Origin of the sequence: Paenibacillus peoriae (assembly GCF_022531965.1) — a bacterium.
GTDB lineage: Bacteria > Bacillota > Bacilli > Paenibacillales > Paenibacillaceae > Paenibacillus > Paenibacillus polymyxa_D.
Genome location: NZ_CP092831.1, coordinates 1,942,686 through 1,961,729, shown reverse-complemented (window position 1 = coordinate 1,961,729; position 19,044 = coordinate 1,942,686). Strand labels below are relative to the sequence as shown.

Genomic DNA, 19,044 nt, shown 5'->3' with positions numbered 1-19,044 from the left:
ACGGTTTCTTAGCAATAAGATGTCAGGATTTTTGTATTCCGGCTTTACAGCCATGCATAAATAAGTTCGCTGCTAGTTCAGCCGTCTGATCCACGTCACATTCTCGGAAATCTTTATTTAATAAAATATCCATTTTTAGGCGCTCCAACATCCCAATGAATGCCTTCGCATGAAACTCGGACTGCTGTACACCCTCTGACGCCAGTTTATTTTTGACCAAATCAGTATAGTCCTGAATAAATCCCCGCATAAACTCCATTAGATCGGGGTCACTGTTGGGGGTCATAAAAAATAATTTCGTATGCTGCTTGCGCTTGAAATAGTAGTGCAGATGCAAATTTGCCATCCGCAGCAGACCTTCTCCCAAAGTACGATTGATTAATGCGCCTTGCATTTCGGCTAGGTATTGCTCGCAATCTCTACGTGTGACTGCTGTAAATAGCTGCTCTTTGCTTTTAAAGTACAAGTATACTGTGCCTTTGGCAACTCCCGCTTGTTCTGCAATCTCGGAAATTTTGCTTTCATAATAGCCTTTGGTGCCAAAGACTGTGTAAGCGGCGTCCAAAATGGCTTCATATTTATCTCCGTGTATATCGCCCATCTTAGCACCTCCTTATACAAGGATCGAAACACCGTCAATTCTTATAATAATTATTCCCTTGTAACGATCCCCAGCTCCGTGTTCAGAGTATAAGAAAAATACCTGCAAGAGCGACCAATCCTCCGAAAATAGAACTAATGCTATTCACCCGATCATTACTCATCCAACGCCAGCCTCGTACATAGACTGTCGTTTGTCCACAATGTGAGTCTACTTCTACTTCCCGTCCACAAACCGTGCAGGAACGCATCATTTGCACCGTAGCACCAAGATAGGAATCAGCAAAGGCTCCGGCGCTACCGGAGATACCTCCAACCAGTGCCCACAGCCATAACGGCAAGCTCGGCGTTCCTATGGCGTGTCCAAAGCCCCATGCACCTATGCCAATCAGTACACCCCCAGCCAAGGCCGCAGCCGTTCCCAATACAGATACTCCGCCTGAGGTTCCAGGTGCCAGCACCTTCCCGTTAAGCACTGAACGGGGTGGCTTACGACTCAGACTGCCAAATTCCGTTGCCCACGTATCGGAAGTGACCGTAGCCATGACACCGACAAAAGCCAGCTGCCACGTAACATGGGGCCATATCGCATAACCCAGGCATAACAGCATACCTAATCCCCCATTAGCCCATACTTGGCCTGCATCCCGGTTGCCGGTTTTGGCATACGATTTTTCCAGCTCAGCCTTGCGCTCCTTTTTGAACCTCGACAGGAGGGTTGACGTGATAAAGAACAAGAGCAATGTGCCGAACCAGAACAGGTTACCCGCCCCATAATATACGGTTCCCATCAGTACAGCCGCAGCAAAGCCAGATAAGGTTAAGGATTTTTTATAAAATGCAGCTCCCGCCACCACAGCAGCACAAAGCAATCCGATGATCCAGTCCATGATATACCCCCGCTTTTGAAATGAATCTCCGTTTTTCTTTATTCGTTCTGTATATTATTGTACAACGCTCCACGCTTATATAAAAGCCGTGTCCCATGCTTTGGCACAGGACACGGCCTTCAAAACATTCCCTTTTTTAATCCTCTTCTGTGGATTCCGTTCACAAATTTATGCGATGGTGAAGCTTCCCTGACGCTCACTCCCCCAGAAAAGCTCAAAGCGATCCCCGCTTGCTGTAGGCCCTACTCCTGCTGGAGTACCTGTAAAAATAATATCTCCCTCGCCCAGTCCATAATGAGTAGCTATATATTCAACGATGTGCTGGATAGAAAAAATCATATTTTTGACATGTCCACGCTGCACTTCCTGTCCATTTTTGAGCAAGGAAAAATCCTGCAGCTCCAGCATGTCCAATTGTTCTAAAGGCAGGAATGGTGTCACGGGAGCAGACGATTTAAAGCCTTTGGCGGCGGTCCATGGATGGCCTTTTTTCTTGAGAACACTTTGTACATCACGCAGGGTAAAATCGATGCCGAATGCAAATGCGTTCAGACACGTATCTGCGGACATGCCCGGTTCGTATTTACGTCCTACAGCTACAACCAGCTCAGTCTCAAAATGAATATCTCCCTGCCCCTGCGGAAGCTCCAGCGTGGCGCCATCCAGCGGCACAACCGCATGAGACGGCTTCAAAAAAATCATTGGTTCTGCGGGAACCTCATTACCCAGCTCCTCCGCATGCAGTTTATAATTGCGCCCAACACAATAAACATTACGAATTTCCACGTTCATTACGACCCTTCACCCTTCCCGCGTATGTAGTCCAATTATTAACGTATAAGTTTACGTATATAGTGCCACATCCGATGCTTGGAAAGCAAAAAAACCCGTTCCCAGCGATCCGGCCAATTGGTGCAAATCATCAATTCAGGATGCAATGAGGCCAATTTCCGCATTATACGGCGGTCATCCACCGTCCACGCCATGACAGTAATACCGCGTCCAGTGAGATCTTTCATCAAGTTTCGATCCAAACGCGGATAGCCTATAGATAAAAAAGTGCATTGTAGCTGTTCCAGTTGCTTTGCCAAGTCATCTGGACGCGCGTCAATAATCAATCCGGTACGGATCTCAGGACACAGCTCCTTAGCCCGGCGTAATGCAGCACGCTCAAAAGAGGTTAATACCACCTCTCCCTCCATCCCTCTCATCGCAATTTCACGGAGTACGGCTTTCTCCAGTCCTGGATACATATCTCCCGCTGTTTTAAGCTCAATATTGAGCGATACGCGGCCACGACATAAATCCAGCACCTGTGCGAGGGAGGGGATTATTTCTCCACGGTATTCTGCACTTTTCCAGCTACCAGCATCAAGTTGTTGCAATGCTTTCCAGTCCGAATCCTTTACTCTCCCTGTACCATTCGTCGTTCGCTCCAGTGTAAAATCATGAATTACCACCGGAACACCGTCCTTTGACAGCTGTACATCCAGCTCAATCCAGTGTACAAATGGTTGCTCCAACGCAAGCTGAAAGGCTGCCATCGTGTTCTCAGGAGCAATCCCCGAAAAACCGCGGTGAGCCACACACAAATTATTCATCTTGTTATGACCTCCATCCACAAAGGAGTCCCTCATACGCTCATTCCGTCAATTCCTATATTAACAATTTCTTTCGAAATTCTATTGAGCACTTACTGTACCATCCGTCCCAATCGAGACATTTCCCGGTGACAGTGCCGCCACTCTCTGCAAAATTTTGCTGGCCTCCGTATCCTTCAATGGGATCGGCTGACCCAGCTCCGCCCGATAAGGAGTCAGCTTCATCTCGCAAGCCCCTTTACGGGTACAGGTTGCCTGAAATATCGCTGTATCCCAAGTGGCTGGCACCGTTGATTTAGAAAAAATAAAATTGCCTGTGCTGTATGCAATCCATTTACCTTTATATTGCTCCATCCCTTGAAGCACATGTGGATGACCGCCAATGACAAGATCAGCTCCAGCATCAATAAAAGCGTGCGATAACTCGGTTTGATGGGGCTCAAGTGCAGTTGCGCGCTCCTTCCCCCAATGGGTAATGACAATCACCAGATCGGCCTGCATTCGTGCCTCACGGATAGACTTTACGATAGCGGTCGAATCATAGGCTCCTGCTACACCGGGCTGTTTGGCGCCCGCATTCCAGTTGGCTTCAGGCATAACACGTGTAGTCCCCAACAAGGCAATTTTGATCCCTTTACGTTCAAAATAATGCGGTGCATATGCTTCTTTTGCATTACGTCCGGCTCCAGCATGGGCTATACCCTTTTCATCCAGGTATTTCAGTGTATCCAGTAATCCGCCTGTGCCCTGATCCAAAATGTGATTGTTGGCCAAATTGACAGCGTCTATCCCTGCCGCAGCCAACGCAGTTAACGCTTTGGGCGAAGATTTATACACATACGTTTTATTTAACGCACCCACACCATTCGTTGTCACGGGCGTTTCCAGATTGGCAATCGTCAAATCGTCTTTATGAAACAAGTTTCCGAGATATTGATACGGAAAATCAAACCCATTCTGCTCCAAACGCTGCTCAACTTTACCGGAAAACTGCACATCCCCTACAAAGTGAAGCGTGACTGTCGGAGAGTCTGCACCGTCTGTTTTGGATTTCTTTATATCCTCCGTTCCTCCCTTATCGGTGGATGGATTACCGTCGTATATATCCTTATTGGACGTATCGTTCTGTGCTTGCCCGTCTTTCCCCGAGGACAATTTTGCTCCTGTGGAACTGCCTTCGGGAGCATTTGTTTCAGACGTTGTCGCGGGACGATTGCTTGTGTCTGAAGCAGCAGATTGCTTTGTTTCATCGTCGACAAATTTATTTTCTGCATGGGGGCCTTCATCCAGCTGTTTATTTGACAAGGCTGTAACATTTTCACTGACCGAGGAAGTAGACCGATCTGCACTAGCAGATCCTGTTTGGATTTTCTTCTCCGTTTGCGAATACCCGGCATTTTCCGCAAGAGAGCCACTGTTGTCGTGTTCAAATATGTAATAATAACCGAAAAGACCTACAATCATAAGCAGTAGGACCAGATTTGTAATGATCCAAGCCTTGCCTATTTTTGGTTTTCTTGCTTTTTTGCGACCTTCATTTCGCTGTGATCTGGGAGGGTACATTCTTCACTCCTTCTATGCTATTGCATTTGCATAACTTCTTTATTAGCTGGCGAACTTTACACCTTCTCCATTATATATCAAATTTCAATATAAATAGAACCCCTCGCCTGGATCGCGAAGGGTTCATTATCGAACATTTACACCTGTACCTTGACTGCTTCCTGTTGTGTCGTTTGGACGGCATTGGAGGCCCATTCCTTAGCCTGACGGATGCAATCCGGTAAGCCAATTGCATCATAGCCAGCGCCCAACACATACACTCCCGGCATCTCAGTGCGTAACTCTTCACGCAAATCAGCTATAGCCTGCGGGTGCCCTACCGGATATTGCGGCATGGAATTGCGAAGACGTGTAATTTCCGTGAACAACGGAGTCGCTGTAACTCCCATCATCTCTTTCAGATCCTTACGTACCAGTCCAATCAACTCATCATCCGGTAACTCTACAGTGTCTTCAGCTCCTGCTCGCCCTACATAACAGCGCAACAGCACCTTATCATCTGGGCTGGTATGAAGCCACTTGGCAGACGTCCATGTACAAGCGGTCACGCTGCGTCCTTCTTTACGAGGAACCAGAAAACCAGAACCGTCAAAGACGTTCTCAATATCTGTTTTATCGAAGGCTAGGACCACGTTTGCTACGGAGACGTAATTAACAGCTTCCAGTGCAGCCACATTGACATGATCTCGCAATAGCGGCGCAGCAGCAAAGTTGGGAGTCGTTACAAAAATATCATCCGCCTCCAGCATCTCTCCATTGTCCAGCATAACGCGATATGGGCTGCCTTCACTTGGCGGTGTCTTTGTGAATTTTGTAACAGCAATACCGGTGCGTAAATCACAGTCATACAAATCATTCAGTAACGCATGCACCAAACTTTGCAAGCCTTGACGGAAGGTCAAAAAGGCGCTTTTTTTCGTACCCGTATGTGTTTCAGCTGGTTTTCGACCTGTCATCATTCCGTGAATGAGACTTCCGTATTGCTTCTCTACCTCAGCAAATTGTGGGAAGGTCGCTTGCAAACTTAGTGTCTTCATGTTGGCAGCATAAATCCCTGCCAGTAGTGGTTCGGTTACATTTTCTAGCACTTCTTTGCCAAGTCGGCGTTCAATAAAATCACCCAACGCCTCATCTCCCGGTACACGGCGAGGCGGAATGACAAAATCCATCATAGCCCGCATTTTCCCGCCTAAAGAGATCAAGCCGCTGCGCAAAAAGGGTTTCAGCTCCGTTGGAATCCCCAGCACCAGTCCAGGGGGCATCGGATGAAGCTGTCCTTCATGCAAAATGTATGTCTTTTTAGCCTCAGGATTCGTGCTCACCAGTTCATGATCCAGCTCCAGCTCTTTTGCCAGGTCTATCATGGCCGTTTTACGGGCCAGAAAGGAATCTGGCCCCTTTTCAATCACAAAACCATCTTTATGCAGTGTTTCAATTTTTCCGCCCAGCACGGATGCTTTCTCCACCAGCGTAATTCGAGGTGTGTAGCCAGCTTCTTTGTACATTTTTCGTGTATAAAAAGCAGTGCTAAGCCCGGTCAAGCCTCCGCCTACAATTACAATATTACGTAACCTTTGCTCCATTATGTCCTCATCCCTTTTTCCATTGGTCTATGATGACATCACTAAGCGTCTCCATATACAGTGGATCACTGTTGAGTGAATCAATACGCTGAAAACGCATATCCAATTCCTTCGCCAAAGCCTGTGCTTCAATATCCAGATCGTATAACACCTCTAAGTGATCAGAAACAAAGCCAACTGGTGCAGCCAGCACATACTCCACTTGCTCCTCTTTAAGACTGTGCATGGTATCCAAAATGTCTGGCCCCAGCCATGGTTCTGCTGTACGACCGGCGCTTTGCCACGTAAACTGCCAGTTGGTAATCCCCGCCTTGTCCGCAACAGCCTGCGAAGTAGCCATTAATTGCTCTACATAAGGATCACCCATAGCCAAAATCCGCTCAGGCAAGCTGTGCGCACTAAATAGAACACGAACCTCATCCCGCTTGGCTCCAGCTTCTTCAAAAAGCGCCAGCTTGGCGTTCACACGCTCAGTTAGCGTCTTAATCAACTTTGGATGAAGATAATAGCTCTCCACAAATGATATGGCCAGATCCAGTTCCTGTGCCTTAGCCTGTGCGCGCTTAATATAAGTGCCTACACTCATAACGGAATAATGCGGAGCCAGCACGACACCCACCGCAGCACGAATGCCATCTTGCACCATGGCTTCCACACCGTCCTCAATAAACGGTTTCGCATGTTTGAGTCCCTGATAACAGGCAAATTCAATGTCCGGGTTGCGATTTTCCCGATTTAGGGTTTCCTGCAGGTTTTGAACCTGCCGATCCGTATTCTGACGCAGCGGAAACACACCGCCCACAATAGCTTCATAACGATCCTTTAATTCCTTTAGCTGCTCCGGCGAGGGAGCATTACCGCGACGGATATGTGTATAGTAGGCTTCCACCTGATCCAGACTTTCTGGCGTCCCGTAGGACATAACCAGTACACCCACTTTGGTTTTCATTAGCAGATCACCTCTTAACATTTCTAATGGTTTAATTCTTTGACAAAATCGAGTGGGAATACTCATGTACATAATCAGTAAGCTCTCTTAGCTTATCTAGCGAGGCTTCAGGAAATAAACCGTGACCGAGATTGAAAATGTAACCCGGCTCCAAGATACCTTCATCTACAATGGTTTTCGCATACTGCTTGATAACATCGATTGGCGCAGTAAGCACATAAGGATCCAGATTTCCCTGTACACCAAAACCGTTGCCCAAGCGACGACGTCCTTCAGGTATACTTACCCGCCAGTCCAGTCCAATCACATCGGCTTTTAACCCATTCAAGTGTGGGAGCAATTCACCAGAGCTTACGCCCGGAAAATAAATTTTAGGTACATCCAGATCAGATAATTCATGAAAAATACGTGTGATAGTCGGCAGCACAAAAGTTTGAAAATCATAGGGCGAGAGCGCACCTACCCAACTATCAAACAATTGAAAAGCCTTACCGCCATTAGCGATATGAGCTCGCACGTATGTAATAACCATGTCCCCTAGCTTATCCATCAGGCGATGCCACAACTCAGGCTCTCCATACATCATCGCTTTGGTGCGAATATATCCTTTGGAGGGTCTTCCTTCTATTAAATAGCTTGCAATGGTAAAAGGCGCTCCAGCGAACGTAATCAATGGCACGTTCAGTTCACGGTCCAAAATGCGGATCGTTTCCAAAATATGACCCAAATCGCGTTCCACATCAATTGGACGCAACTTGTCTACGTCTGCAGCTGACCGGATCGGATTATCAATAACCGGTCCAATATTTTTGACAATATCAAAATCAACCCCTAGCGAGGCCACCGGATTCATAATATCAGAATATAAAATTGCAGCGTCCACCCCGAGCTTGCGCACGGGCATTAAAGTCACTTCTGCGGCCAACTCGGGCTGGCGGCATATCTCAAGCAACGTGTATTTTTCTTTAATTTTGCGATACTCAGGGTCATACCTTCCGGCCTGCCGCATGTACCATACGGGAATATGATCCACAGCTTGCTTGCGGCAAGCGCGGATAAAAGTATCATTGTAGGTCATGACTTCAGCCTCCAGTTCGAATCATAAATACTATATTTTAATTATGCCCTTTTTCAAGAGTCGTAACAACCGTAGCTCTCGAACAAACCATGACAAACCCATGACATTTGGATAAAGTTTCAATGAAGTGTGCTATACTAGAGAAATGGCTTTTTTTAAAGCTCCGGAGAAGTTATGCGTTGATACGTAGGATTTACAACAGGATGAGAATGGGCAGAAAGGAAGTGAAAGCACATTGAAAACGTGGGAGACGTGGAAAATCAATCTCATTGTGCTTTGGTTCGGTCAGTTTCTGGTCAATGCGGGTATTACGATGATTACTCCGTTCCTCGCCCTGTATCTGGCTCAGGACCTTCATGTGAAGGGAGAGCACGATATTGGTCTATGGGCTGGAGTTATTTTTGCCGCTAACTTTTTGACCTCATTTATGTTCCAGCCTTTGTGGGGCAAGCTGGCTGACCGATATGGACGTAAAGTCATGCTGCTTCGCTCAGGCTTTGGTATGGCTTTGGTCATCGGATGTATGGGTTTGGTCACCCATCCGTGGCAACTGCTGGCGCTTCGCCTGCTGAACGGTACGATTTCGGGTTTCAATCCGGCATCGATTTCCCTAGTATCGGGTACCACTCCCAAAGAGCGAACCGGATTCGCTATGGGGATTATGCAATCCGGTCAGATGGCCGGCACGATTCTCGGTCCTCTGCTAGGCGGATTTTTGGCTGATTGGGTCGGATTCAGACCGATTTTTTATATTACAGGCGCTCTGATTTTTATAGCCTCACTCATTGCAATGTTTCTGGTTAAAGAAAATTTCAGTAAAGCGGAAGCCGCACGCACACCGCAAATTTCGGTTCTTGCCGGATTAAAGGAGCTAAGCCATACGCCCCAGCTTCCGGCTTTGTTCACCGTAACGTTTCTGCTCCAATTTGCCATGATCAGTACGGTATCTCTGCTGCCGTTATATGTGCAAAAACTGTATGGGTCGGCAGAAGGAATTGCGCTGATTGCCGGCTTCGTTACAGCTATAACAGGCGTATCCAATATGATTGCTGCACCGCTCCTTGGAAGATTGAGTGACAAGATAGGAGCGCACAAGATCTTGACCATTGCACTGCTCGGAACGGCGGTTATGCTCATTCCGCAGGCTTTTGTCAATGAAGTGTGGCAACTTGTCATTATCCGTTTTTTCATGGGTGTATTTATGGGCGGTCTGCTACCAAGCGTAAATGCGCTGATTCGCACGTATACACCGGAAGGAATGGAAAGTCGTTCTTTCGGCTTCAATACCAGCTCGCTCGCGCTTGGGAATATGCTGGGTGCTGTCATTGGCGGGGTGCTATCCGGGTTTATCGGCATCGAAGGACTGTTTATCATGTCAGGTGTCCTGTTAATCGTCAACATATTCTGGGTACGCATGAAGCTTTTTGATCGTAAGGCTACGCCTGATTTCAGGTAAGAAACCTTCAGGTAAGACAAGCCCACCTTAACAGACAAGAACCTCCTTGCCCACGCTATAGTGGACAAGGAGGTTCTTTTTTGTATAGATAGCTATACATGGGGAATGAACGCTATTTAACTCGAGCTAGCGCCAATCCATCGTAAGCTGGCAAAAGCGTGCTGACCAGCCGCGGATCTGTTGCTATCGTTTCGTTAAAACGTCTCACGGCCTGGACGGCAGGGCCGTTCTTATCCGTATTCAGCGTCCGTCCGCGAAGGAAACAGTTGTCTCCCGCAATAATGGCACCTGGATTCGCCAGAGCAATCGCATACTCCAGATATACTGGGTAATTTTCCTTATCTGCATCAATGAAGAAAAAATCGAAAGTTCTTCCCTCTTCCTGAAGTTCTTTCAAGCTGTCCGCTGCGGGTCCAATACGATATTCGACACGGTCACCGTAGCCATTGTTTTCCATATGTCGATGTGCCAGCGCTGCGTACGTTTCTTTCAGCTCCAGTGACACAATACGGCCCTTTTCTCCCAACCCACGGGCCAGACATAATCCACTGTAGCCGCCTAATGCGCCGATTTCCAGTACATGCTGTGCGCCAGATACTTCAATTAGAAAGGTCAACAGTTTTCCATAAGGATGGGCAACGGATACTTCCGGCATACCTTCTTTAACGATAGCCTCCCTAATACTGCGAAGTGCTTCATCCTCTTGTACCAGCTGGTCTACATATTGTTCAGGCGTCATATTGGGTGTAATTTCCACGATTCATCTCTCCTTATTGCTTAATCATAACGCAGGTAGGACGTGGTGTCCTTCGTAAATTTTTTACCTTAATGATTTGTCTCTTCGAGTACAATGACCTATACTATAGGGATTGAACCAAGCTTACATGATTATGGGGACGGAGTGAATACGTTTAATGACTCAACTGCAACTAATTGCAACTGCGCCAATGGGACTTGAGGCCGTCGTGGCCCGAGAACTCAGAGAACTCGGGTACGAAGATCTAACCGTCGAAAACGGCCGCGTCGTTTTTACCGGAGATTATATGGATATATGCCGGTGTAACCTGTGGCTTCGCACATCAGACCGCGTACTTATTAAAATGGGTGAATTTGCTGCAACAACCTTCGATGAGCTGTTCGAGGGTACCAAAGCATTACCCTGGCAGGATTGGATTCCTGTAGATGGTGAATTCCCCGTAGAGGGACGTTCGCACAAATCACAGCTTAGTAGCGTACCAGCCAGTCAGGGAATCGTCAAGAAGGCGATTGTAGAGAAGCTCAAGGAAACCTACCACACAGATTGGTTTGCTGAAGATGGCCCTCGTTACGTCATTGAGGTCATTCTATTGAATGATCGTGCGTTGCTGACGCTTGATACAACCGGTCCAGGACTGCACAAACGCGGCTACCGTAAGCTCGTTACAGAGGCGCCCCTCAAAGAAACGATGGCTTCTGCTCTTATTCAGCTTAGTCGCTGGAGCCCGGACCGCCCCTTCTATGACCCATGCTGCGGTTCCGGTACTTTATTGGTCGAAGCTGCCATGCAAGCCTGGAATATTGCGCCAGGACTGAGACGTACCTTTAACTCGGAAGACTGGCCTGTCATTGGCAGAGAATTATGGGATCAGGCTCGCGACGAGGCGATGGATTTGACCCGCGATGACATTCCTTTTGAAATTGCAGGTAGCGATATCGATCCAAATGCCATACAAGTTGCTGAGGCAGCTGTAAAAGCAGCAGGCTTTGCTAAAGACATCCCTCTTAAAGTGATGCCTGTAACTAAAGTCAGACTCGAAGGACAATATGGTGTGATGATTACAAACCCACCTTATGGCGAGAGACTGAGCGAACAATCCGAGGTGGAAAAGCTGATCCGTTCACTCGCACGCACGGCAGCCGAAATGAAGACCTGGTCCTTCTTTGCCATCAGCTCCACCAAGCAATTTGAGCATTATTGGGGCCGTAAAGCAGACAAGCGCCGGAAGTTGTTTAACGGCCGGATCGAATGCCAATACTATCAGTATCTAGGCCCTCTGCCTCCGCGCCGCAAAGATACTTCGCCGTTGCAGCCTTAAATAAGATGAAGCCTAGGCCAGGAAACGAACTCTCCGTTCGTTGTTCTGGCCTGATTTGTGCTGTATTTTCTTTACTTAATCATTGAAATGCGCGAGATGAGCGCTATAATAATTAAAGGCATTTCGGTTTTAACATTACGTTAATATGTAATTTATACTAGCCGAACATTTCTGCCAGAGGGGGTAAAGTGTTGGTTATTCGCACGTCCAGTGCAAGTCGCACTGGTAACACGTTCAGCAGAATGCTGCTGTCTCGATATTTTGGACTAGGTCTGTTTTTTGTGCTTATGATCGGCAAGCTCGTACTGATTCACTATAACTTGCATGCCCAAAATATTGACATGAATCCGCTGGATTATGTCATCGCTATTGGTTCGCTTTTACTTGTGAGCTTCTGGACCTTATGGCTGCCACGTCGCGGACGTTTGATTGCTCTTGTGGTGCTCGATATGTTGCTCACCGCGCTCATTTATTCCGACATGGTTTATTATCGGTATTTCCAGGATTTCATTACGATTCCCGTCTTACTTCAAGCTGGACAAGTTGATTCTCTAGGCGGAAGTATCGCATCCCTTATGTACTGGGGGGACATTCTCTTTTTTGCAGACTGGATTCTATTCATTCCGTATGTCATATTTGTGGCTTCCTTACGACGTCGATTTACCACGAATGATACTTATTTAAAAGCATCCCGAAGCTCCTACACAAAGAGGTTCCTGCTTCGCTTCTCTAAAGGAGCATTGGCCTTCCTGATTGGCTATGTATTAACATTTGGGCCGATCAAATATTATACCTCCACGTGGGCAACTGGCATATTTGTCGGCAACTGGTGGTCGATGGCCTTGTACAATGTAACAGGGTTGATCGGATTTCATGGATATGACATCTACCGCTATGGTCAGGATCACCTTGGTCCTCAGCCTACATTGGCTCAAGCGGAATCCGATAAGGATAAGGAATGGTTTAATCAGCACCAAAAGTTGCTTCAGGTAAAAAATGATCTATCTGGCAAGTATAAGGGCAAAAACGTGATGGTCATTCAAGCTGAAGCGTTCATGAACTTTTTTATCGGCAAACAGATCAACGGTCAAGCGATTACGCCTAACTTTGACAAACTGACGAAGGAAAGCATGTATTTCAACAATTATTTTCACCAGACTGCGCAAGGCCGTACTTCGGACGCGGACTTCTCTACACATGCTTCGCTGCATCCGCTCCCTACAGGCTCCGTATTTATCCGTTATGCGGACCATAAATTCGATACGCTCCCTTCCATTTTGAAGGATACTGGATATAGTCCCAATGCGTTTCACGTGTATGACAGCAGCTTCTGGAACCGCTACACTATGTATAAGGCAATGAACTATGACAAGTTCTACAGTAAAAAAGATTTTAAAATTGATGAGCCATTGGGCTGGTCCCTGGGAGACAAATCCTTTTTCCGTCAAACGCTCAATGATCTCACTACCGAAGTTAAGCAGCCGTTCTACGCCTATATGGTCGGTATCTCGAGCCATCATCCGTACAACCTGTCACCTGACGCGGTAGATTTAGACGTTGGCGAGTTTGAAGGTACCATGTTCGGAGACTATCTAAAATCTGTCCATTATGTAGATGAAGCACTAGGCGAATTGGTAGATCAGATGAAGAAAGACGGACTGTGGGATGATACGATCCTGATGTTTTATGGGGATCATGATAATTCTATTAAAGACAAAGCACTGTATGAGAAATTTTTAGGCAAGCCACTTACGGATCTGGACATGCAGAAAATCATGAATCAGGTGCCATTGCTTGTGCATCTTCCTGACGGAAGTCAGGCGGGCACGTATACAGAACCGGCAGGTCAGTTGGATCTGACTCCTTCCGTAATGCACCTGCTTGGGATTTCTACAAAACCATATCATTTTATGGGAAACGATCTGTTTAGCGGGAAGCCTCGTATGGTTGTGCTACGTACTGGTGCTTTCACGGATGGACGAGTGTACTACATTCCATCTGAGGACGGTACATTCTCCAAAGGGACCTGTTACAACCTGAGTACAGGCCAGCCTACAGACGTAAACGCCTGCGGACCGGGATATACCGAAGCTCTCAATCGGTTGAACATATCCGATCAGGTTATCACATACGATCTTATTCGCGAATGGGAACCACAAACAAAGAAGTAACTCCTTCTGTATCTGTATCTAATAGACTTTATGTGGGAGGTTGCTGATACAGCATCTTCCCAAACCCCTTTAACGATGTCGCCGCATAACTACTCTGTATATAACAAAAAAGCACGATCCATCGGCTTGTAAGTGCTGTGGATCGTGCTTTTTTATGGATTGTCACTCGACTGCGCTCGTTGTTACCAGTCACAAATGCTTAGGAACGCAACGTTTTTTTGGCCTGTTCAAGCCGTTGTACCTCTTCACCAAGCATGTCCTCCGCAACTTCTACTGAGTCGTCACCAAGGCTATCCTTCGCCTGCTGTATGGCATGTTCAGCATGAGTGCGAGACTGCTCCGCCTGTTCAATCAGTTGCTCAGCTGGATGTGACAATGCCTGAGAGACGGCATTGTGGAGCCTGTCCACCGAGTTTTGTGTTTGAGCCTCAACACTGTGATTGTCGAGATTGGAATCATATTGGGCCATGAGTCACTCCTCCTTCTGGGCAGTGGTCTACATCCATTAGCATGGATCAGAAGAAGGGGAACTATTCAAAAATTGCGAATGCTGCGTACTGGAACTATTTGATAAAGCGCGCAGCCTTCTCCAATACTTCATCCTCCGTGGCCGCACTCACATAACGTCCGTTCACATACACAAACGCCCGTTTCCCACAAGGACCGCAATACGATTTGCAGCCGATTTTGATCTCGGCATCTGGTGCCATCTTTTGCAACTTGGGCAAGATTGTTTTCAAGCGAATATGATTGCATTCATCACATACGCGAATATCGTTGGCCATCTGTCATCCCTCCGAGCTCCGGCTTAGTGGTCGCCGTGATTACCTTGGGAAGGGTTAGTAATGACAAATCCTTCTTCGGGGAAGTACAAGTAATCAATTTTCACACCATCCAGCAGCGGCTGGCCGCTTTCCAAAATTACGTCAATGCCTTTATCTGTAGATACGACAGTATCTGTTTCTTTAGGCGTGTCCAAATCCAGCCCGTAATGAGCATGATCTCCATGAGCATGAGTAATAACAACGCGCAGGCTCTTCCCTTGGTTCTCTTCCTTATCCAGTTCAAGTTTCAATACTTTAGCTGCGTTACGAGTAATTTTGCAGTTCATCAAACTTCATCTCCTTCATATTCATTAAATGAAATGTGGTTTATTGGATAAATCACAATTATGTTTAGCATAGCAAAAGGCAATATTCCTATTGTAAAGAAAATCGCGAAAAATCGCAATCACGAAATTCATAAGCTTATCTACCGAACACGTACATGTTGCTTTTCAAGCACATCTGGATATTTTCGTTCGGCACGGGTGACAAACCAATTCATAAGCAATAGCGTAACACCAATATCGTCGATGGGCATAAATGGCATGACATCAGGTAATACCCAATAGAGCAACACAGGCACCGCAAAGAGTAATTTTTCTCCCAGCGGAATCCTTGATGAAGTAATCAATCGGGGCATACGACGAAATACATGTGACCATTGACGGAGAGATAGTAATCTTTTCCACTTCATAGGTTGTTCACTCCATTTCCAATGCTCCTAAGTATATATACCCCATTGAAGGGACATGTAAAGAGGAACACTTATAAAAAACGTGTTCCTCCTAATACGTGCAAATGATTCGATACGTTTCAGTAGGCCGAATTTTTTACCATGACAGCACTGTTGCCATTAACATGCCCACTTCTGCTGCAATATCATCGTAATCACGCATGGGCAGCGGATTTACGCCTAGACCGACTTCAACGGTAAACCCCGGTTTACCAAATCGCTGTATAAACCAATCCTTGTACCCTGCATCGCTCCCACCCAGCTTTACCGCCCGGTAACCTGTTGCGGCAGCTAGCCGTAAGGCCCAATCTCGGCTCTCCTTAGGCTCTAGATCCCGATAATTCCAATAGATCTCCTGTCCCTGACTGTGTATGGATAACACCATGTCGAACTGTTCGCGCTCCGTTAGATCGGCAAGCGCCTTAGACTCTGGTTCAGACAAAGGTGCAGGCCCTGCATAGTCTCGTCGAGACGGACCTGTTTTACCGCGTCTGCGCACCTCTTCTTCCCAATATGCCGGAAATTGATCGTTGAGGTCGACACCACGAATATTGGCCTTCCAACCGCGATAATCAGCACGTCCTTCATTCCACTTTTTGAGGTCATGATACAACGGATGAGTTGGGAGTATACCTTGTTGCACCAGCTCTACCCCATCCGGGTTGACCATCGGAACCACCCATAAGGATGTATGCTCCAGCAAATCCCGCGGAGAACCTCCATACACCCATTGAGTGGCCACTACATGTTCTTCAGTCCCACCGATCCCTTGTGCATATTGCTCTATAAAACGCAGCAAACAAGGCGTCGTCAGCCATTCATTAGCATGAACTGAAGCATTGGCGTGAATTTTACGCGTTCCCTGCCCAATACGTACATAAGGAATATCCTTCCCCATGACACTGGTTCCAATGCTGCCAACTTCAATAAACGGATATCTGCGGGCTAAGGCCGCTAGGTCTTCCTTTAAATCTTCATATCCATACTCTCCACGTAATCGTACAATCTGATCCTGATGGTCTTCAGGAATAACAATAGTTTTTCCTTCCATAAAATCATGCTCCGCAAGTCCGGGGTTGGCTAGCCGTAACTCATTAAGCTCCACACCAAACTGCTTGGCAATCTGTCTTGCATACTCACCAGGCTGAATAACGTATTTACGATCCGTAGACGGACGAATATATAACACTTGACCACTAATCAGATAGGGTTGCGTGGCGGCCCACGGATTATCTACGATTAAAGTATCCGCCGATAGTTTAAAAGCCGAGGCGACCCGGTGTAATGTATCTCCTTTTCGAACGATATATTCCCTCATCTTCTACGCCCCTTCCATCTGCCTTACTGCATGTTATGCAAACGCGGCGTGTCTTGATGTAGCGAAAAGCAAAACAGCCGACTTCTTTTGTCCAATGACAAAAAGTCGGCTGTCTCGTTAATCCAAATTGGTGACTTGCCAGACGACAGGCGTTTGGCGAATTTGCTCCCCGAGCCACTGTGCGGCAATGCGCTGGAACAATTCAGGATCACCGGAACAAAAAAGCTGATGTACCGGCGTTTCATCCCCAGCTTCCAACTTGCCTTTGTTATACAAAATGGTACTCGTCTCACGCGCCGTTTCATCTGCCGAGCTAATGAGCTTTACTGCAGGCCCCATGACTTCTTGAATCGTTTCCTTCAAAAAAGGATAATGCGTACAACCAAGAATCAAACAATCAATCGGATACGTTTGAATAGGCCTCAATGTCTCCTCCACAACCTGCGATGTCGTCTTAGAGCGAAATAACCCTTGCTCCACCAATGGAACAAGCGCAGGACAAGCATGGCTCACCACGTCTACGTAAGGAGACAATTGCTTGAGCGCAGCTGTATACGCTCCGCTTCGAATCGTACCGACAGTCCCAATCACCCCGACATGCCCGGTAGCAGTCGCGCTAATCGCAGCACGAGCCCCGGGGTGAATGACTCCGATCACCGGAATGGATACCTTTTGGCTTATATAGTCCAATGCCGCGGCAGTAGCCGTGTTACAAGCAATAATAATGACTTTCGGATCAAATTGAATCAGAAAATCAACCATTTGCTCTGTAAATTTTTTAACCTCTTCCGATGGTCGGGGGCCATACGGAGTGCGCGCAGTGTCTCCAAAATAAATGATTTTTTCCCGTGGAAGCTGACGCATGACTTCTTTTACAACCGTCAAACCTCCTACACCGGAATCCAATATTGCAATCGCTTGCTGCACGTACACACCGCTTCCTTTTTTGTTCAAATATGAGTTATTTCATCTCGGAAAGCTATCCGTTGCTACATACCTTATGTCGTATCAGTGTAAAAGGTACCCCAAAAGATTACCCTAAAACGAGGAAGTGATCAATAAAAAGGCTCCATCCCAACGGGAGAAGCCACGAATTCAAACTGTATTCAGTGTTTCACCTATTTTTTACAGACCGTTACAGCGTATCTTTTTCCGTATCTTCTTGAGCAGTCGCTGATGAAATACTAACCTCAGGAATCATTTCACCTTTTTTACGCCATTGCCCAATTTCATGAATGACGGCTGAGGCTGTCTCCTTAATTTTGTCAGTATACTCAATTGAGGTGTCTGAAATTTTCCCCGCTAGCTCCTGTCCCTTATCACTTACGTTGCGCGCCTGATCTGTAATATTCTGACGCAGCTCACGACCTGACTTAGGGGCAAATAATAAAGCAGCAACCGAACCAACAATGCTGCCTGCCAACGCGCCTCGGATAAAACTTTTGCAGTTCTCCTCCATCATCATCTCTCCCTTGTGCCCGGGCGAATGCCCATCTGTTAGTGCATTATAAGCATGGGGAGCTTGTCATGATACAGAAAACAAGCCTGAAAAGTTTTACTTTTTTTTAGAGCGGATACGATACAGGCAGCAACGGCCCCCATCTGCCAAACAATCCTCACGAACAACCTCGGCATCAAGTAGCTCCTCAAACATTTGCTGCTCGCATTCACAAGCCTTGCGGTAACGGCCTGCAATTTGAGAGATAGGACAATTGTATTCCACAATAGAGTAGCTACCATCCTCTTCCTCGCGCCACTCTGCCATATATCCGGAAGCATTCTGGATGCCCGAAAGCTTTTCCACACGTGAAGCCAGTGTAGTCTCCCCCTCTATATGAGGGGCGTAACGCTTCATCATTTTACGTTTTCTACCATCAAACAGCGAGTAAACAGCTTCCATTCCCTGTTCTTCATCGAGTTCCTCTAACAGTTCCAGTAACAAATGATCATAATTACGTGGAAACTGCTCGCTTCCCTGCTCGCTCAGGCTGTACAAAAACGTCGGGCGTCCCATCGCCTGTCTCACGATTGTAGCCACGATCAGGCCATCCTGCTCCATCAATTTGAGATGCCTACGCACTCCCATTTCGGTAATGCCTAATTGAGCTGCCAAGCTTCCGACGCCCACAGGTCCCTGGGTTTTCAATAGTGTCATGATCATGCGCCTAGTGGGCATTTCGGGTACGATATACTTATCCGTCAC

At 46.9% G+C, this 19,044-nt stretch carries 20 protein-coding genes; 3 read left to right on the top strand and 17 right to left on the bottom strand.

The window, feature by feature from the left end; translation table 11 throughout:
• Positions 1–22 precede the first annotated feature (22 nt).
• The 8 genes from MLD56_RS08910 to hemE all read right to left on the bottom strand — a co-directional run bounded on the left by MLD56_RS08910 (position 23) and on the right by hemE (position 8,264).
• Positions 23–601, bottom strand: a complete 579-nt coding sequence (locus MLD56_RS08910; protein WP_241113497.1) for a TetR/AcrR family transcriptional regulator — start codon at positions 599–601, stop codon at positions 23–25.
• 82 nt (positions 602–683) lie between these two features.
• Complete coding sequence (locus MLD56_RS08905; RefSeq protein WP_029516695.1) at positions 684–1,490, bottom strand: DUF92 domain-containing protein; 807 nt, start codon at positions 1,488–1,490, stop codon at positions 684–686.
• Positions 1,491–1,658: 168 nt separating this feature from the next.
• On the bottom strand, positions 1,659–2,282 hold the full coding sequence (locus tag MLD56_RS08900; RefSeq protein ID WP_029516694.1) for a fumarylacetoacetate hydrolase family protein: 624 nt from the start codon (positions 2,280–2,282) through the stop codon (positions 1,659–1,661).
• Between the two features lie 38 nt (positions 2,283–2,320).
• Positions 2,321–3,091, bottom strand: a complete 771-nt coding sequence (locus tag MLD56_RS08895) for a glycerophosphodiester phosphodiesterase (protein WP_029516693.1) — start codon at positions 3,089–3,091, stop codon at positions 2,321–2,323.
• An 81-nt stretch (positions 3,092–3,172) separates the two neighbouring features.
• Positions 3,173–4,654 carry a CapA family protein gene (locus MLD56_RS08890; RefSeq protein ID WP_029516692.1) on the bottom strand — a complete coding sequence of 494 codons (1,482 nt, stop codon included), beginning with the start codon at positions 4,652–4,654 and terminating at the stop codon, positions 3,173–3,175.
• A 137-nt stretch (positions 4,655–4,791) separates the two neighbouring features.
• The gene (gene hemG, locus MLD56_RS08885) at positions 4,792–6,237 is read right to left on the bottom strand and encodes a protoporphyrinogen oxidase (protein WP_029516691.1); all 1,446 of its coding nucleotides are present in this window, start codon (positions 6,235–6,237) and stop codon (positions 4,792–4,794) included.
• Between the two features lie 7 nt (positions 6,238–6,244).
• Positions 6,245–7,186, bottom strand: coding sequence for a ferrochelatase (hemH, locus tag MLD56_RS08880; RefSeq protein ID WP_029516690.1), 942 nt, complete (start codon positions 7,184–7,186; stop codon positions 6,245–6,247).
• 31 nt (positions 7,187–7,217) lie between these two features.
• Positions 7,218–8,264, bottom strand: coding sequence for a uroporphyrinogen decarboxylase (gene hemE, locus MLD56_RS08875; RefSeq protein ID WP_029516689.1), 1,047 nt, complete (start codon positions 8,262–8,264; stop codon positions 7,218–7,220).
• Positions 8,265–8,499: 235 nt separating this feature from the next.
• On the opposite strand from hemE, the gene MLD56_RS08870 reads away from it, so the two are divergent.
• Positions 8,500–9,720: an MFS transporter gene (locus MLD56_RS08870; RefSeq protein WP_029516688.1), complete on the top strand. Its 1,221-nt coding sequence runs from the start codon at positions 8,500–8,502 to the stop codon at positions 9,718–9,720.
• A gap of 112 nt (positions 9,721–9,832) precedes the next feature.
• On the opposite strand, the gene MLD56_RS08865 is transcribed toward MLD56_RS08870, so the two are convergent.
• Entirely contained in the window at positions 9,833–10,477 is a 645-nt protein-coding gene (locus tag MLD56_RS08865) for an O-methyltransferase (protein WP_029516687.1), read from the bottom strand.
• Between the two features lie 157 nt (positions 10,478–10,634).
• Between MLD56_RS08865 and MLD56_RS08860 the strand changes: the two genes are divergently transcribed.
• Both MLD56_RS08860 and MLD56_RS08855 read left to right on the top strand, forming a co-directional pair.
• Complete coding sequence (locus MLD56_RS08860; RefSeq protein ID WP_023987994.1) at positions 10,635–11,795, top strand: THUMP domain-containing class I SAM-dependent RNA methyltransferase; 1,161 nt, start codon at positions 10,635–10,637, stop codon at positions 11,793–11,795.
• A gap of 188 nt (positions 11,796–11,983) precedes the next feature.
• Positions 11,984–13,966, top strand: a complete 1,983-nt coding sequence (locus MLD56_RS08855; protein WP_029516686.1) for an LTA synthase family protein — start codon at positions 11,984–11,986, stop codon at positions 13,964–13,966.
• Positions 13,967–14,165: 199 nt separating this feature from the next.
• On the opposite strand, the gene MLD56_RS08850 is transcribed toward MLD56_RS08855, so the two are convergent.
• The 8 genes from MLD56_RS08850 to MLD56_RS08815 form a co-directional block, all read right to left on the bottom strand.
• Complete coding sequence (locus MLD56_RS08850; RefSeq protein WP_023987992.1) at positions 14,166–14,435, bottom strand: hypothetical protein; 270 nt, start codon at positions 14,433–14,435, stop codon at positions 14,166–14,168.
• Positions 14,436–14,529: 94 nt separating this feature from the next.
• A complete protein-coding gene (locus MLD56_RS08845) occupies positions 14,530–14,751 on the bottom strand; it encodes a YuzB family protein (RefSeq protein WP_007429791.1) in 222 nt (73 codons plus the stop codon).
• 23 nt (positions 14,752–14,774) lie between these two features.
• The gene (locus MLD56_RS08840) at positions 14,775–15,077 is read right to left on the bottom strand and encodes an iron-sulfur cluster assembly accessory protein (RefSeq protein ID WP_013370462.1); all 303 of its coding nucleotides are present in this window, start codon (positions 15,075–15,077) and stop codon (positions 14,775–14,777) included.
• Between the two features lie 140 nt (positions 15,078–15,217).
• Complete coding sequence (locus MLD56_RS08835; protein ID WP_029516685.1) at positions 15,218–15,484, bottom strand: hypothetical protein; 267 nt, start codon at positions 15,482–15,484, stop codon at positions 15,218–15,220.
• A 136-nt stretch (positions 15,485–15,620) separates the two neighbouring features.
• Entirely contained in the window at positions 15,621–16,841 is a 1,221-nt protein-coding gene (locus tag MLD56_RS08830) for a M14 family metallopeptidase (protein ID WP_241113496.1), read from the bottom strand.
• Between the two features lie 117 nt (positions 16,842–16,958).
• Positions 16,959–17,768 carry a glutamate racemase gene (gene racE / locus MLD56_RS08825; protein ID WP_023987989.1) on the bottom strand — a complete coding sequence of 270 codons (810 nt, stop codon included), beginning with the start codon at positions 17,766–17,768 and terminating at the stop codon, positions 16,959–16,961.
• Between the two features lie 208 nt (positions 17,769–17,976).
• On the bottom strand, positions 17,977–18,300 hold the full coding sequence (locus tag MLD56_RS08820) for a YtxH domain-containing protein (RefSeq protein WP_029516683.1): 324 nt from the start codon (positions 18,298–18,300) through the stop codon (positions 17,977–17,979).
• Between the two features lie 96 nt (positions 18,301–18,396).
• On the bottom strand, positions 18,397–19,044 hold the full coding sequence (locus tag MLD56_RS08815; RefSeq protein WP_029516682.1) for a helix-turn-helix transcriptional regulator: 648 nt from the start codon (positions 19,042–19,044) through the stop codon (positions 18,397–18,399).